General features: G+C 72.4%; 12 protein-coding genes. 8 read left to right on the plus strand and 4 right to left on the minus strand.

Features of this window, described 5'->3' with window-relative positions:
• Positions 1–28: 28 nt before the first annotated feature.
• Positions 29–1,216, minus strand: a complete 1,188-nt coding sequence (locus tag AC07FA_RS25110; protein WP_479078386.1) for an alpha/beta hydrolase family protein — start codon at positions 1,214–1,216, stop codon at positions 29–31.
• Between the two features lie 326 nt (positions 1,217–1,542).
• Between AC07FA_RS25110 and AC07FA_RS25115 the strand changes: the two genes are divergently transcribed.
• On the plus strand, positions 1,543–2,160 hold the full coding sequence (locus AC07FA_RS25115; RefSeq protein WP_479078783.1) for a TetR/AcrR family transcriptional regulator: 618 nt from the start codon (positions 1,543–1,545) through the stop codon (positions 2,158–2,160).
• A gap of 9 nt (positions 2,161–2,169) precedes the next feature.
• Here the strand turns inward: AC07FA_RS25115 and AC07FA_RS25120 are convergent, their stop codons facing one another.
• Together AC07FA_RS25120 and AC07FA_RS25125 are read right to left on the minus strand one after the other, a co-directional pair.
• Complete coding sequence (locus AC07FA_RS25120; protein ID WP_479078387.1) at positions 2,170–3,054, minus strand: MaoC family dehydratase; 885 nt, start codon at positions 3,052–3,054, stop codon at positions 2,170–2,172.
• Between the two features lie 5 nt (positions 3,055–3,059).
• On the minus strand, positions 3,060–4,385 hold the full coding sequence (locus AC07FA_RS25125; RefSeq protein WP_479078389.1) for a 3-oxoacyl-ACP reductase: 1,326 nt from the start codon (positions 4,383–4,385) through the stop codon (positions 3,060–3,062).
• 99 nt (positions 4,386–4,484) lie between these two features.
• On the opposite strand from AC07FA_RS25125, the gene AC07FA_RS25130 reads away from it, so the two are divergent.
• Both AC07FA_RS25130 and AC07FA_RS25135 read left to right on the plus strand, forming a co-directional pair.
• The gene (locus tag AC07FA_RS25130; protein WP_479078785.1) at positions 4,485–5,762 is read left to right on the plus strand and encodes an acetyl-CoA C-acetyltransferase; all 1,278 of its coding nucleotides are present in this window, start codon (positions 4,485–4,487) and stop codon (positions 5,760–5,762) included.
• A 78-nt stretch (positions 5,763–5,840) separates the two neighbouring features.
• Positions 5,841–7,754 carry an AMP-dependent synthetase/ligase gene (locus AC07FA_RS25135; protein WP_479078391.1) on the plus strand — a complete coding sequence of 638 codons (1,914 nt, stop codon included), beginning with the start codon at positions 5,841–5,843 and terminating at the stop codon, positions 7,752–7,754.
• Positions 7,755–7,930: 176 nt separating this feature from the next.
• On the opposite strand, the gene AC07FA_RS25140 is transcribed toward AC07FA_RS25135, so the two are convergent.
• On the minus strand, positions 7,931–8,695 hold the full coding sequence (locus tag AC07FA_RS25140) for an ATP-grasp domain-containing protein (RefSeq protein ID WP_479078393.1): 765 nt from the start codon (positions 8,693–8,695) through the stop codon (positions 7,931–7,933).
• Between the two features lie 248 nt (positions 8,696–8,943).
• On the opposite strand from AC07FA_RS25140, the gene AC07FA_RS25145 reads away from it, so the two are divergent.
• From AC07FA_RS25145 to AC07FA_RS25165, 5 genes are all read left to right on the plus strand, one after another.
• Complete coding sequence (locus AC07FA_RS25145; RefSeq protein WP_479078787.1) at positions 8,944–9,852, plus strand: LLM class F420-dependent oxidoreductase; 909 nt, start codon at positions 8,944–8,946, stop codon at positions 9,850–9,852.
• A 14-nt stretch (positions 9,853–9,866) separates the two neighbouring features.
• Positions 9,867–10,652 (plus strand): SDR family NAD(P)-dependent oxidoreductase, encoded by a 786-nt coding sequence (locus AC07FA_RS25150; RefSeq protein WP_479078394.1) that lies wholly within the window; start codon positions 9,867–9,869, stop codon positions 10,650–10,652.
• A gap of 112 nt (positions 10,653–10,764) precedes the next feature.
• Positions 10,765–11,892 (plus strand): LLM class flavin-dependent oxidoreductase, encoded by a 1,128-nt coding sequence (locus AC07FA_RS25155; protein WP_479078396.1) that lies wholly within the window; start codon positions 10,765–10,767, stop codon positions 11,890–11,892.
• 184 nt (positions 11,893–12,076) lie between these two features.
• Positions 12,077–13,816 carry an N-acyl-D-amino-acid deacylase family protein gene (locus AC07FA_RS25160; protein ID WP_479078397.1) on the plus strand — a complete coding sequence of 580 codons (1,740 nt, stop codon included), beginning with the start codon at positions 12,077–12,079 and terminating at the stop codon, positions 13,814–13,816.
• A complete protein-coding gene (locus AC07FA_RS25165; RefSeq protein WP_479078399.1) occupies positions 13,813–15,294 on the plus strand; it encodes an aldehyde dehydrogenase family protein in 1,482 nt (493 codons plus the stop codon). Before AC07FA_RS25160 ends, AC07FA_RS25165 begins: the two co-directional genes overlap by 4 nt.
• The last annotated feature ends 6 nt before the right edge of the window (positions 15,295–15,300 follow it).

Here is a 15,300-nt window from a genome sequence, read left to right on the forward strand (position 1 = left end):
GGATCGGCCGATCCGGGGCACTCGTGCGTCAGGGGCTGACGAACCTGACCTCCGGGTTGCCCGGTGCCGGGCCGTCCAGGAGCGGCTGGTGGATGCCGCGCAGATGCTGGTCGAAGAAGGCCGTGACGTACTCCCGGGTGAGGGCCATCGACCGGTCGCCGGCGATCGGCGTCCCGGGGTCCTCGATGCCCAGTTGCTGGGCGAGCACGGGGGTGTCGGTGAAGGTGAAGTGGCCCGAGCCGTCGACCGTCAGCCAGCGCTTCCAGCCGTCCAGGGCCGGCCAGCCGCTGTCCCAGCTGTCGTCGCCGCCGGGGCTGTGGCCGGCGGTGGAGCCGAGCATCAGGAACGGCCGGCCGCCGAGGCCGGAGGCGGGGACCGGGTCGGCGAAGGTGCCGTCCATGTTGATCCCGGCCCGCACGCGTGGGTCGGTGGCCATCGTCGACGCGGCGGCGCTGCCGCCGATGGAGTGCCCCGCGGCCCCGATCCGCCGCCGGTCGATGACGTCGGCCTGGCGCCAGGCCGGGTGGCGGCCGGTCAGCCGGTCGATGACGAACGAGAGGTCCGCCGCCCGGCCCTCGGACACCAGCTTCATGCCCTCCCGGCCGGTCCCCCTGACCCGGTCGCAGGCGACGCAGGTGAGCAGCCGCCCGCCGGGGAACGCGGTGCCGGTGGACTCGTAGGCGTGGTCGACGGTCGCCACGACGTATCCACGGCTCGCCAGTTCCTCGGCGAGGCCGGTGAGGGTCGTACGCGGGGTGGAGAAGCCGGGGGAGAGCACCACCAGCGGGAACCGGCCCCGGGCGGCGGGGGCATGGGTGCGGGCGTACGTGCGGGTGGCCGCGACCGTGGTGGCGGGGACGGTGTCCTCCAGGCCCTTGGCCACCAGGAGCAGCCGGGCCTCCTCCGTGGTCATGTACGGCGCGGGCCTGCCGCCGGTGCCAGGCCGGGCGGGGTAGTTGACGGACACCATGAGCTCCCGTGCGCCCGCTTCGGGGACCCAGGGGTCGCGGCGGCTCGTGTCGGTGAGGTGCAGGGTGTCGCGGCCGGTCGCGTACGGGCCGGTGGGGCGGGGCAGTTCCAGTAAGGAGGCGGGGGCGGCTTCGGCCGCCGGGGCCGCGTCCGGGGCGGAGAGGGCCGTGGCGGCGGTGGCGGGTGTCGCGAGGAGCAGGGTCAGGGCGAGCGCCGTGACCGCTGCCCGGCTGCGGTGACTGGTCATGGGCGCAACGCTAGGGCGGGGGCCCGCGCGCCCGCATCGCCCGCCGGTTGTAACGCCGTCTCCGCCCGTGGACGGAGCGCGGGGGCGGTTTCGCCCCTATACGCGTCAGGGTCGGCTGAGGGCGCGCGGGTGTCGCGCGGGGCTGGTCGGGGAGGGTGCCCGGGGGGCGCCCGGGGGGTCGGCCGGGCACCGCTTTCCGGCCGCTTTCGGGCATGGGAGCGGGAGTGCGCGTACGGCGGGTGCGGTGCCCGCGACATACTCTTGGCGAGGAGTGGCACAGCCGGGGGTGGGAGGATTATGTCGTGGGTGTTGTGAAGAGCAAACGGATGCCACGCGCCGTGCGCGAGCAGCAGATGATGGATGCCGCGGTGCGGACGTTCGGGCAGCTCGGGTACCGGGCGGCGTCGATGGACGAGATCGCGGAGCTGGCCGGGGTGTCCAAGCCGCTGGTCTACCTGTATCTGAACTCCAAGGAGGAACTCTTCACCGCCTGTATCCGCCGCGAGGCGAAGTCGCTGGTGGAGGCGGTACAGGCGGCGGTGGAGCCGGGGCTGCCCGCCGATCGTCAACTGTGGGCCGGGCTGCGGGCCTTCTTCACGCACACGGCGCAGAACCCGGACGGCTGGGCGGTGTTGCACCGCCAGGCGCGGACGCACGGGGAGCCGTTCGCCACCGAGGTCGTGGTGATGCGGGACGAGATCGTTGCGTTCGTGACGGGTCTGATCGGGGCCGCGGCGCGCGAGGCGCACCGTGATCCCGCGCTCCCGGACCGGGATGTCACCGGGCTGGCGCAGGCGCTCGTGGGGGCCGCCGAGGCGCTGGCCGGATGGGCGAACGACACCCCTGGGGTCTCGGCGAAGGAAGCGGCGGCCACCCTGATGAACTTCTCCTGGGCCGGCCTGGAGAACCTGATGAACGGCCGGCCCTGGCAGCCGGGGGCGTAGGGGCTGTCGTTACGCGTCCCGGGTCGTCCTTCCGGTGAGGTGGACGCGGCCGGTGGCGTCGCGCAGCTCGAAGGCACCGCCCGTGCGCGTGGTGTCCGCCGCGTAGGTCACGGTGGACGGCAGCAGGACGGGGGCCCTGAAGTCGGCCCGCACATGCCGGACGCGGCCGGGTTCGCCGGTCTCGGCGAGGCAGCGGGCGACGGTCCACATGCCGTGCGCGATGGCCCGGGGGAAGCCGAACAGCCGGGCGGTGAGCGGATGGAGGTGGATCGGGTTGCGGTCCCCGGACACGGCTCCGTACCGCCGCCCCAGGCCGGCGGGCAGGGGCCATGCGGCGACGGCGGGCAGCGTGGTGGGCGTGACGGGCGGAGTCCCGGACTCCGTGCCGTGCGGGGGCGCGGGCTCCGTGTCGTTCGGGGCGCCGGACTCCGTACCGTGCGGTGTTCCGTGGCGGGAGAGGTAGCCGCTCCGCGACTCCCACACCAGCTCGCCCGCGCACCGCGCCTCCGTCACCACCGTGACCTCGGTGCCCCGCCGGTGAGGCGTCAACCCGTCCGCGTACACCGTGAGTTCGAGCAGGTCGTGCGGCTGCGGGGACCGGTGGCGGGTGATCTCGATCCAGGTGTGGACGAGCCCGACGACGGGCAGCGGGAAGCCGCGGTCCGTCATCAGCCGCATGGCCGGGGCGAAGCCGAGCACGTGGGGGTACGTGAGGGGCAGTGCGCCCGACTCGGAGAAGCCGCAGATCCTGCTGTACGCGGCGAGGTGGGCGGGGTTCACGGGTGCGGGCGGCAGGGTGATCCGGGTGGCGGGCAGCACGGCGCCCGGCCGGCCTGCCCGCTTGAACGGGGACGTGACGGCCCCGCGTACCAGGGAAGCGATCGGGCTCGGCATCCGCGTCACGCCCCCAGCAGGCTCTGGCCGCAGACCCGCAGGACCTGGCCGTTCACGGCGCTGGACGCGGGCTGGGCGAACCACGCCGTCGCCTCGGCCACGTCCACCGGAAGCCCGCCCTGGGACAGGGAGTTCATGCGCCGGCCCGCCTCGCGGATGAGGAAGGGCACGGCGGCGGTCATCTTCGTCTCGATGAAGCCGGGGGCGACGGCGTTGACCGTGACGCCGTGGTCGGCGGCGGCGCGCGGGGCGAGGGAGCGGACGAGGCCGATGATGCCCGCCTTGCTCGTCGCGTAGTTGGTCTGGCCGTTGTTGCCCGCGATCCCGGCGATGGAGGCGGTGGCGACGATCCGGCCGCCGCGGCGGAGCGTGCCGGCCTTGAGCAGCGCGTCCGTGGTGCGCAGCACGCTGTCCAGGTTGACCTCGATGACGGAGGCCCAGCGCTCGGCGGGCATGTTGGCGAGCCGCCGGTCGCGGGTGATGCCCGCGTTGTGGACGAGGATGCCGAGGCCGTCCGGGGCGGCTGCCGCGATGCGGTCGGCGGCGTCGGGTGCGGTGATGTCCAGGGGGAGGGCCGTGGCGCCGAACCGCTCCGCTGTGCGCACGAGTTCTTCCCGCGCCTGCGGGACGTCCAGGCAGATCACCGTGGCTCCGTCCCGGGCGAGCACGGAGGCGACCGATGCGCCGATACCGCGTGCGGCGCCGGTGACCAGGGCGGTGCGGCCGGTGAGCGGGGCGGCCCAGTCGGCGACGGGTCCTGGGGTGGCGGCGGTGAGTTCGATGACCTGGCCGCTGACGTACGCGGACTTGGGGGAGAGCAGGAAGCGGAGGGTGGACTCGGCGGCGGCGACGCCCTCGGCTCCTGGGGCGAGCCGGAGCAGCTGGACGGTGGAGCCCTTGCCGGCTTCCTTGCCCAGCGAGCGTACGAACCCTTCCAGTCCCTGCTGGGCCGCCGCCTGGTGGTGGTCATCGGGGGAGGGGCGGGTGCCGAGGACGACGACGCGGCCGCCCGGGGCGAGGGAGCGTATGACGGGGTGGAGGACCGCGTGCACGTCGCCGAGTCCGGCGGCGGTGGCGACGGCCGTCGCGTCCACGACGATGCCGACGGGGCGTTCGGCGCGGTCGGTGACCTTCAGGCCGGTCCTGCCGAGGAGCGCGCCGAGTGCGTCCGTGACCGTCGACGGGCCCGCGGTGAGGTGCAGCAACGGGCCGTCGAGGGAAGGGGTCTCCAGGGACCACCGGCGCAGGGGCACCGGCTGCGGCAGGCCGAGCCTGCGGGTCAGGAAGCGGCCGGGTGCTGTGCCGGTGACGTGCAGATAGCGGTCGGCCATTGTCCAGACTCCTGCTCAGTCGTAGATTTACTCTTAAGTAAGGTTACTCAGGAGTCAGGAGTAGGTCGAGATGAGCTGCCCGAGATCGATCGAGACGAGCTGGTCGCCGTGATCCCCCTGCCACTTCCGCAGCCGCGCAGGGTGGCGGTCATCGGCGGCAGCCGTATCCCGTTCGCCCGCTCCGACGGCCCGTACGCGCGGGAATCCAACCAGGACATGCTCACCGCCGCGCTCGACGGGCTCGTCGAGCGGTACGGCCTGGCGGGGCAGCGGGTCGGCGAGTTCGTCGCCGGCGCGGTCCTCAAGCACAGCCGGGACTTCAACCTCGCGCGGGAGACCGTCCTCGGCTCCGGCCTCGACCCGCGTACGCCTGCCTACGACATCCAACAGGCTTGCGGCACCGGGCTCCAGGCCGTCATCGCCGCCGCCAACAAGATCGCGCTCGGCGCCGTGGACTCCGCGATCGCGGGCGGCTCCGACACCACGAGTGACGCGCCCCTCGGCGTCAACGACGAGCTGCGCAGGCTTCTGCTGGCGGCCCGCCGCGCGAAGTCGACGGGCGGCCGGATGAAGGCACTCGCGGGTGTACGTCCCCGGCATCTCGTCCCGGACATCCCGCGCAACGCCGAACCGCGTACCGGCCTGTCGATGGGCGAGCACGCGGCGGTCACCGCCCGCCGGTGGTCCGTGAGCCGCGAGGACCAGGATCTCCTGGCGGCCACCAGCCATCAGCGGCTCGCCGCCGCGTACGAGCGGGGCTTCCTGCACGACCTCGTCGTCCCGCACCGCGGGCTGGACCGCGACCAGAACCTCCGCCCGGGCTCGACCGTGCAGAAACTCGCCACCCTGAAACCGGTGTTCGGCACCGACCACCCCGACGCGACGATGACGGCGGGCAACTCCACCCCGCTCACCGACGGGGCCGCCACGGTCCTGCTGGCGAGTGAGGAGTGGGCGGAGCGGCGCGGCCTGGAACCGCTCGCGTATCTCTCCCTCTACGAGACGGCGGCCGTCGACTACGTGAACGGCGAGGACGGGCTGCTGATGGCGCCCGCCCACGCCGTACCCCGACTGCTGGAACGCGCCGGTCTCACCATCGAGGACTTCGACCTGTTCGAGATCCACGAGGCGTTCGCCTCCCAGGTGCTGGCCACGCTCGCCGCCTGGGAGCAGCAGGGCCTGGCCCCGGTCGACCGGGAGAAGCTCAACGTGGCGGGCTCCTCACTGGCCACCGGGCATCCGTTCGCGGCGACGGGGGCCAGGATCGTCGCCACCCTCGCCAAGCTCCTCGCGGAGCGGGACGGGCCTGGCCGCGGCCTGATCTCGGTCTGCGCCGCGGGAGGCCAGGGAGTCACGGCCATCCTGGAGCGCCCCTGACGGCGTGGTCGCACGGCCAGCGCCCGGCCGCCGGACGGACCCGGCGGCCATCCGCCCCACCCCGATGAGGAGCCGCACGTGTCGACGCCAGACTCCGCCCCCGTCACCCCTTCCCGCCCCGTCCTCGTCGAGCCGACCAAGGTCAGGGCCGCCGACGGGACGGTACGAGAAGTCTCCGTACCCGCATTCGCCCCGCCCGTCCGCCGTGGTTCGCTCGCCGAGATCCCCTTCGTCAACGCCCGCGAGGCTCCCGCCGAGGCGGTGCTCAGCCGCAAGCAGCCCGACGACAGCTGGCAGGACGTGACGGCCGCCGAGTTCGCCGCGGAGGTGACCGCCGTCGCCAAGGGGCTGATGGCCGAGGGCCTCCAGGCCGGCGACCGGGTCGCGATCATGGCCCGTACGACCTACGAGTGGACGCTGCTCGACTTCGCGTGCTGGGCCGCGGGGCTGGTCACCGTACCCATCTACCCGACGTCGTCCGCGTTCCAGGCGCGCTGGATCCTCCAGGACGCCGGTGTCGTCGCCTGCGCGGTGGAGACGACCGAACAGGCCCGGCTCATCAGCCAGGAGCGCAAGCAGCTCGGTGACCTTGCGCACCTCTGGCAGTTCGACACCGGGTCGCTCGGCCGGCTCAAGGCCCTCGGCAAGGACGTCCCCGACGAGGCGGTCGCCGCCCGCAGAGCCACCCTCGAACCGGACACCCCCGCCACCCTCATCTACACCTCGGGCACCACGGGCCGCCCCAAGGGCTGTGTCCTCACCCACGGCAACTTCTTCGCCGAGGTCGACAACGCGATCGAACTGCTCCACCCGGTCTTCAAGTCCGTCTCCAAGTACCCGGCGTCCACGCTCCTCTTCCTCCCCCTCTCCCACGTCTTCGGACGGATGGTCGCGATCGGCTGCCTGCGGGCGAGGGTCCGGCTGGGGCACGCGCCCTCCATCAAAACGGAGGATCTGCTCGCCGACCTCGCGGGCTTCAAGCCGTCGTTCCTGCTGGCGATCCCGTACGTGCTGGAGAAGGTGTACAACACCGGCCGGGCCACGGCCGAGAAGATGGGCCGCGCCTCGTCCTTCGACCGGGCGGCCCGCATCGCCCGGCGCTACGGCGAGGCGGTCGAGGCCGCCGAGCACGGCAGGGGCCCCGGGCCCGGGATCGGGCTGCGCATGGCCCGTGCGCTCTACGACCCCCTGGTCTACCGGCGTATACGGGCGGCGCTCGGCGGGCACGTACGGTACGCGATCTGCGGCGGCTCCCCGCTGGGCCACCGGCTTGCCGCGTTCTACGCGGGCGCGGGCATCGAGATCTTCGAGGGCTACGGCCTGACGGAGACCACCGCGGCCCACACGGTGACCCCGCCGCTCAGACCGCGCCTCGGCACGGTCGGCTGGCCCCTGCCGGGCACCGCCGTGCGGATCGCGGACGACGGGGAGGTCATGCTGCGCGGTGGCCAGGTGTTCCAGGGCTACTGGGACGCCGAGCGCGGGGCGGCGGTGCCGCATCTGGACGACGGATGGTTCGCCACCGGCGACCTGGGGGCGCTCGACGAGGACGGCTACCTCACGATCACCGGCCGCAAGAAGGACATCATCATCACGACCGGCGGCAAGAACGTCACGCCGGCCCCCCTGGAGGACTGGCTGCGGGCCCACCCGCTGGTCGGCCAGTGCATGGTGGTGGGCGACAACCGTCCGTTCATCACCGCGCTGATCACCCTGGAACCGGACGGCCTCGCGCACTGGCGCCAGATGCGCAAGAAGCAGGACGTCCCCCTGCGGGACCTCGTCAACGACGAGGAGCTGCGCGCGGTGCTGCAACGCGCGGTGGACGAGGCGAACCGGCTGGTGTCGCGTGCCGAGTCGATCCGTAAGTTCACCGTCCTGCCCACGGACTTCACGGAGGAGGGCGGCCATCTGACGCCGTCCCTGAAGCTGAAGCGGACGGTGATCGAGGAGGACTTCCGGGCGGAGATCGAGGAGCTGTACCGGAAGTAGGGAGAAGTCCGGACTTCCTCGGGGGCGGGTCCTGCCGGGCCCGCCCCGTGGGACTCCACCCCGTGACGGCCTACCGTTGCTCGCATCCGATCGGCCGGATCGGGCACTTCATGGCGGAAGGCCGGGTCATCGTCTCCGGAGCGGGCATCGCCACCAAGGAACAGGTCCACGCGATCTCATGCGTCGGCCCGCGGCTTGGGAACGCGGAGAAACCGCTGATCGCCGAGTCCGACGGCCTCGGCCGGGCCTGCGGCCTGGAGGACGACGTCCAGCACCCGCTGCGGGTCGGCGGTGTACATGCCGCTCGCCCAGGCGGCATTGGCCTCGATCACCGACCAGCGCCCGGCGACCGTACCCACGTCCACGACGATGGCGGAGGGCAACGTATCGCGGCACTCGGCGAGCAGCTCCGCTCCGAAGGAGGCCGCGTCCCTGTTCAGTGGCCCGGGACTCAGTCGCCCGTGCTCCGCGTACTGACTGCCGGTGTGTACCGCCCCGTTGAACAGGTACAGCCGGTACTCGGCGGCGAACTCCACCACGTCGCTGACCAGCACGGGCGTGTGCGGATCCACGGCGTCCGGGCCCGGCAGCCGTGACCCGTCCGTATAGACCCGCGCCGGGATCTGCTTGTCGTTGGGGGACTTGATGAAGGCGGGCCGACGCAGGGTGTAGGCCTCCCGGATCGGCCCGAAGGTGATCTCACGCCCGGTGAACTTCCGGGGCAGACGAGCCAGCCAGTCCTCGGGGGCCTCCAGGAGCGCGATGTTCAGAGCGGGTGCCGCGATGTCCGCGAAGCCGGGCCCGGCGTGCAGATGCTCGGCGCGCACATCGGGCGGCACGGCCAACGCAGGGAGCTGCACTGTCGGCAGGCCGCGTCGGTGGGCGGCAGCACGCAGAGCCTGCGCGGAGGCCGTAAGACGGGGCGGCAGAAGGAGAGTCACGAGGCCGAGCATCGCTCACGACCAGCAGCCGGCGCACCCGATATCTGCTCCCGCTCCCGGGCACGATGACCACGACGCGGGTCATCACCTCGGGCGGGCGCGCTGCGCGACTCCCCTTGCCTGATGGAGCGTCAGGTACGACGATGGCCCCGCCCGTCATGTGACGGGTTGTCAGATCCGCTTCGGGTCAGCCAGGGGAAGGAGGCCGGTCGGTGCCGATACTGTCCGCCGGGCCGCTGTCGTACGGGATGCAGCTGCCGATTCAGTCGCAGAGCACCATCTACGCGGAGAGGTGGGAGGCCGGGGCCACCCCCGACGACCTTGCCGAGATCGCCCGGACCGCGGACCGGGCCGGGTTCGGGTATCTGGCCTGTTGTGATCACGTCGGTGTGCCACCGCGGCTCGCCGAGGCCATGAGTACGGTCTGGTACGACCCCGTGGCCACCCTGTCGTTCCTCGCGGGGGTCACCGAGCGCGTCCTGCTCATGAGTCATGTCGCCGTCGTCGGGCTGCGGCATCCGCTCGTCACCGCCAAGCAGTACGCCACGCTCGACCACCTCAGCGGCGGGCGGCTGATTCTCGGGGTCGGGGCCGGGCACGTGCGGGAGGAGTTCGAGGCGCTCGGGGCCGACTTCGACGGGCGCGGGGGGCTGCTCGACGAGACCGTCGACGCGCTGAAGGCCGCGCTCGGCCCGGCGGAGTATCCGGAGTTCGCCGGGGAGCGGTTCTCCTTCGGCGGACTGGGGCAGCTGCCGCGGCCCGCGCAGGAGCGGGTGCCCGTCTGGGTCGGCGGGTCCTCGCCCGCCGCCGTCCGGCGGGCGGCCGTGCGCGGCGACGGGTGGCTGCCGCAGGGCGACCCCAGGAGCAGGCTGCCGGCCCAGATCGCCCGGCTGCTCGGCCTGCGCGAGGAGGCCGGGGTCGCGGAGCCGATCGTCATCGGCGCGATCACCGAGCCGCTGTACGTGGGCGAGCCGGACTGGGCCGTGGGCAGGCGCACCCTCACCGGGAAGCCGGAGGCGATCGCCGAATCGCTGCGGGAGTACGCGGCGATGGGCGTGCACCAGATCCAGGTGCGGTTCCGCAGCCGGAGCCGTGACGAGCTCACCGACCAGATGGCGGCCTTCGCCGCCGGGGTCGCACCTCATCTCGACAGGTAGGGAGGCGCAGGGGCATGGGCAAGCTGGACGGACGTGTCGTGCTGATCAGCGGTGCGGCGCGCGGGCAGGGCGAGCAGGAGGCGCGGCTCTTCGTCGCGGAAGGGGCGCGGGTGGTGATCGCCGATGTGCTCGACGGGCAGGGCGAGGCGCTGGCGAAGGAGCTGGGGGAGGACGCCGCGCGGTACGTGCATCTGGACGTGAGCCGTGAGGAGGAGTGGCAGGCCGCTGTCGAGGAGGCGAAGGGCGCCTTCGGGAAGATCGACGGGCTCGTCAACAACGCGGGGATTCTGCGCTTCAACGAGCTGGTGAGCACGCCGTTGGCGGAGTTCCAGCAGATCGTGCAGGTCAACCAGGTGGGGGCGTTCCTCGGGATCAGGACCGTCGCCCCGGAGATCGAGGCCGCCGGAGGCGGGACGATCGTCAACACCGCCTCGTACACCGGGCTCACCGGGATGGCCTTCGTGGGTGCCTACGCCGCCACCAAGCACGCGGTGGTCGGGCTGACGAGGGTGGCGGCGCTGGAGCTGGCGGGGAAGGGGATCCGGGTCAACGCCGTGTGCCCCGGAGCCGTGGACACCCCGATGACCAATCCGGCGGCGCTGGACCCGTCGGCCGATCCCGCGGAGACCGGGGCCGCGGTGGCCGAGCTGTACCGCAAGCTCGTGCCGCTCGGGCGGATCGGACGGCCGGAGGAGGTGGCGGCGCTCGCGCTGTTCCTGAGCTCCGAGGACTCCTCGTACATCACCGGGCAGCCGTTCGTGATCGACGGCGGCTGGCTGGCCGGCGTCAGCCTGTTCTGACGATGCGTCAGCTATTGACGGGTCGGACCGCCGGTGGAACAGTCGGTCGCACCGTGAACTGACGGTGTGTCAGAAATGGTGTGTCGGACATGACTGAGGACGGTGAACCTCCGTGGAATTCGGGCTCTTTGTGCAGGGTTACGTGCCTGCCGCGCGCGCCAAGACCGACCCCGAGGCAGAGCACAAGGCACTGATCGAGGAGACCGAGTACGTCATCCAGGCGGACAAGTCCGGCTTCAAGTACGCCTGGGCCTCCGAGCACCACTTCCTGGAGGAGTACTCGCACCTCTCCGCCAACGACGTGTACCTGGGCTACCTCGCGCACGCCACCGACCGGATTCACCTGGGGTCCGGCATCTTCAACCCGCTCGCCCCCGTCAACCACCCGGTGAAGGTGGCCGAGAAGGTCGCCATGCTCGACCACCTGTCGGAGGGGCGCTTCGAGTTCGGTACGGGGCGGGGCGCCGGCAGCCACGAGATCCTGGGATTCATGCCGGGCATCACCGACATGGACCACACCAAGGAACTCTGGGAGGAGACCATCGCCGAGTTCCCCAAGATGTGGCTCCAGGACGAGTACGTCGGCTTCCAGGGCAAGCACTGGTCACTGCCGCCGCGGAAGATCCTGCCGAAGCCGTACGGGAGGTCGCACCCCGCGATGTGGTACGCGGCCGGGTCGCCGTCCTCGTACGCCATGGCGGCCAGTAAGGGGCTCGGCGTGCTGGGCTTCAGCGTGCAGAAGGTCGCGGACATGGAGTGGGTCGTTGAGTCGTACAAGACGGCGGTGAAGGAGGCCCGGCCGGTCGGGGACTTCGTCAACGACAACGTGATGGTGACGTCCACGGCGATCTGTGCGCAGACGCATGCGAAGGCCGTGGAGATCGCGGTGGGCGGGGGGCTGAACTATCTGCAGTCGCTGCTGTTCCGCTACCACGACACGTTCCCCCGGCCCGAGGGGGTGCCGGAGTGGCCCGAGCTGCTGCCGGAGTACTCCGAGGAGATCATCGAGCTGCTCATCGCGGAGGAGCTGATGATCTGCGGTGATCCGGACGAGGTGCTGAAGCAGTGCCGGCGGTGGGAGCAGGCGGGGGCGGACCAGCTGAGCTTCGGGCTGCCGATCGGGATCTCGCCGGAGGACACGTTGAACTCGATCAAGCTGATCGGGGAGCACGTGATTCCGAAGATCGATACGGATCCTGTGCATCGGACGAGTCGGTTCCGGGCGGGGGGCGGGGCGTAGGGGTCTCGCCGGGGGCGGGGTGCGGTTCCGGGCGGGGCGCCCGCGGCGGGCCGGGAACCGCACCCCACCCCCGGGCAGTGACCGGGCGGCGTCTTCCCGGACCGTCGCCCCGGCCGCCGGGGCGCGTACCGCGGCCAACCCGTACGTACCCCGGCGGCACACCACCACCACGGAGGGAAGCGTCATGCTCGACCACCTCATTCGCGGAGCGACCGTCGTGGACGGCACCGGCGCTCCCGCGTACGTCGCCGATCTCGGCATCCGTGACGGCCGTATCGCCGTCATCGCCGAGCCGGGCACCCTCGCCGAGGAGGCCGTCACCAGTGAGGACGCCACGGGGCTCGTGCTCGCACCCGGCTTCGTCGACCCGCACACCCACTACGACGCCCAGCTCTTCTGGGACCCGTACGCCACGCCCTCCATGAATCACGGCGTCACCACCGTCGTCGGCGGCAACTGCGGGTTCACCCTCGCCCCGCTCCACCCGGACCGGCCCGAGGACGCCGACTACACCCGGCGGATGATGTCGAGGGTCGAGGGCATGGCCCTCGCCGCGCTCGAAGAGGGCGTCGAGTGGAGCTGGTCCGGTTTCGGGGAGTATCTCGACGCCCTCGAAGGGCGCATCGCCGTCAACGCCGGGTTCATGGTCGGGCACTGCGCCCTGCGCCGGCATGTGATGGGCCAGGACGCCGTCGGCGGGCAGCCCACCCCGGAGCAGCTCGCCGCCATGCTCGCGCTGCTGCACGACGCCATGGACGCCGGCGCCTGGGGCCTTTCCACCACCCAGTCCTCCACCCACTCCGACGGCGACGGCCGGCCCGTCGCCTCCCGGCACGCGCGGCCCGAAGAGCTCCTGGCCCTGTCACGGGCCGTGGGGGAGCACGAAGGCACCCAGCTCGAAGCGATCGTCGCGGGCTGCCTCGACCAGTTCTCGGACGACGAGATCGAGCTGCTCGTCGACATGAGCGCCGCCGCCGGACGGCCCCTCAACTGGAACGTCCTCACCATCGACGCCGCCGTCCCCGAACGCGTACCCCGCCAGCTGATACCCAGCGAACGGGCCCGCCGCGCGGGCGGCCGGATCGTCGCGCTCACCATGCCGATCCTCACCCCGATGAACATGTCGCTCGGCACCTTCTGCGCCCTCAACCTCATTCCCGGCTGGGGCGACCTCCTCGCCCTCCCCGTCCCCGAGCGCGTCGAGCGCCTGCGCGACGCCGGTACCCGCGCCGGGATGCTCCGCCGCGCGGAGAGCAAGGAGGCCGGTGTCTTCCGCCGCCTCGCGGACTTCGGCCGGTACGTCATCGGGGACACGTACAGCGCGGCGAACGAAGGACTCACCGGGCGCGTCGTCGGGGACATCGCCGCCGAACGCGGTCTCGACCCCTTCCACTGCCTCGTCGAGATCTGCGCCGCCGACGACCTGCGTACGGTGCTGTGGCCCATGCCCTCCGACAACGACCCGGCCTCCTGGGCCCTGCGCCGGCAGACCTGGGAACACGAGGACGTCCTGCTCGGGGGCTCCGACGCGGGCGCGCACCTGGACCGGATGTGCGGGGCCCCGTACACCACACGCTTCCTCGGCGACTGCCTGCGCGGCCGGAAGCTCCTCCCGCTGACCCAGGCCGTCAGGATGCTCACCGACGACCCCGCGCGGCTCTTCGGGCTGCGGGAGCGGGGGCGGGTGCGGGAGGGTTTCCACGCCGACCTCGTCCTCTTCGATCCCGAACGCGTCGACGCCGCTCCCGCCACCCTCGTACACGACCTGCCCGGCGACAGTCCGCGCCTGGACTCCAAGGCCATCGGCGTCGTGTCCGTCCGCGTCAACGGCGTCGAGACGCTGCGTGACGACAAGGTGACCGGCGCGGTCCCCGGCACGGTGCTCCGCTCCGGCCGCGACACCCGGACGGTGAGCACCGCATGAGCGGGACGAAGGAGATGAGGGGAAGGGCCCAGCGGCTGTTCGTCGGAGGGGAGTGGACCGAGCCGGACGACGGCTGTTACGAGGTGATCAACCCGGCCACCGAGGACGTCGTGGGCCTGGCGCCCGAGGCGAGCCGCGCGCAGGTGTACGCCGCGGCCGCCGCGGCCCGCGAAGCCTTCGCCACCTGGTCGCGCAGCCGTCCCGAGGACCGTGCCGCGATCCTCGACCGGGCCGCCGGGATCATCCAGCGGGACGCCGCCGCCCACACCGCGCTGGCCTCGGCGGAGAGCGGTGCGACCACGGGTACGGCCGGTGCGATGCAGGTGGCCGTGGGCGCGGCCCGTTTCCGGCGGTACGCGAAAGGCGCGCTGGAGCCCGTCGACGAGGCCGTGCCGCCGCAGATCAACGAGGCCGGTCCGATGGGGCGGGCCGGGGTCTTCGGCGCGCTCGCCGTCCGTCGGCCGGTCGGTGTCGTCACGTGCATCACCTCGTACAACAACCCCTGGGCCAACGCGGCCGGCAAGATCGCGCCCGCCCTCGCTATGGGCAACACGGTCCTCGTGAAACCGGCTCCGCAGGACCCGCTCTCCGTCTACGCGATGGCCGCCGCCCTCGAAGAGGCGGGCATCCCGCCGGGCGTCGTCAACGTCGTGACCGGCTCGGGCGCCGGGGCGGGGGAGGCCGCCGTCGACTCGCCCGACGTGGACATGGTCAGCTTCACCGGCTCGACGGCCGTCGGGCAGCGCATCGCCGAGGTGTGCGGGCGCTCGATGAAGCGGCAGCTGATGGAGCTGGGCGGCAAGGGGGCGGCGCTCGTCCTCGACGACGCCGACCTGGACGCGGCGGCGGCGGGCATCGGCACGACGTTCTCCTTCTACAGCGGCCAGATCTGCACGGCCCCGACCCGGGTGCTGGCGCAGCGCGGGGTCTACGACGCGCTGGTCGGGAAGCTGGCCGCGTACGCGGGCCACCTGAAGGTCGGGGACCCGGCCGTACGGGGAACCGTCGTCGGCCCGGTCATCTCCGCCGCCCACCGCGACCGGATCGAGTCGTACGTCGAGCTCGGCCGGAAGGAGGGGGCGCGCCTCGTCACGGGCGGCGCCCGTCCGGCCGGCCTCGACCGCGGCTTCTACGTCGCGCCCACCCTGCTCGCCGACTGCACGAACGACATGCGTGCCGTACGGGAGGAGATCTTCGGCCCGGTCGTCGTGGTCGTCCCCTTCGACGACGAGGAGGAGGGCATCGCCCTCGCCAACGACAGCGACTACGGGCTCCTCGACTACGTCTGGTCCGGGGATGTGGCACGGGCCTTCCGGATCGCCGGGCGGCTGCGGGCGGGCGGGGTCGGGATCAACACCGTCGGCCGGAACATGGAGGCGCCGTTCGGCGGGTTCAAGAGGAGCGGGGTGGGGCGGGACGTGGGGTCGTACGCCCTGCACGCGTACAGCGAGACGCAGGCGATCGTCTGGCCGGGCTGAGCGCGC

The sequence above is a fragment of the Streptomyces sp. NPDC045968 genome, assembly GCF_056430475.1.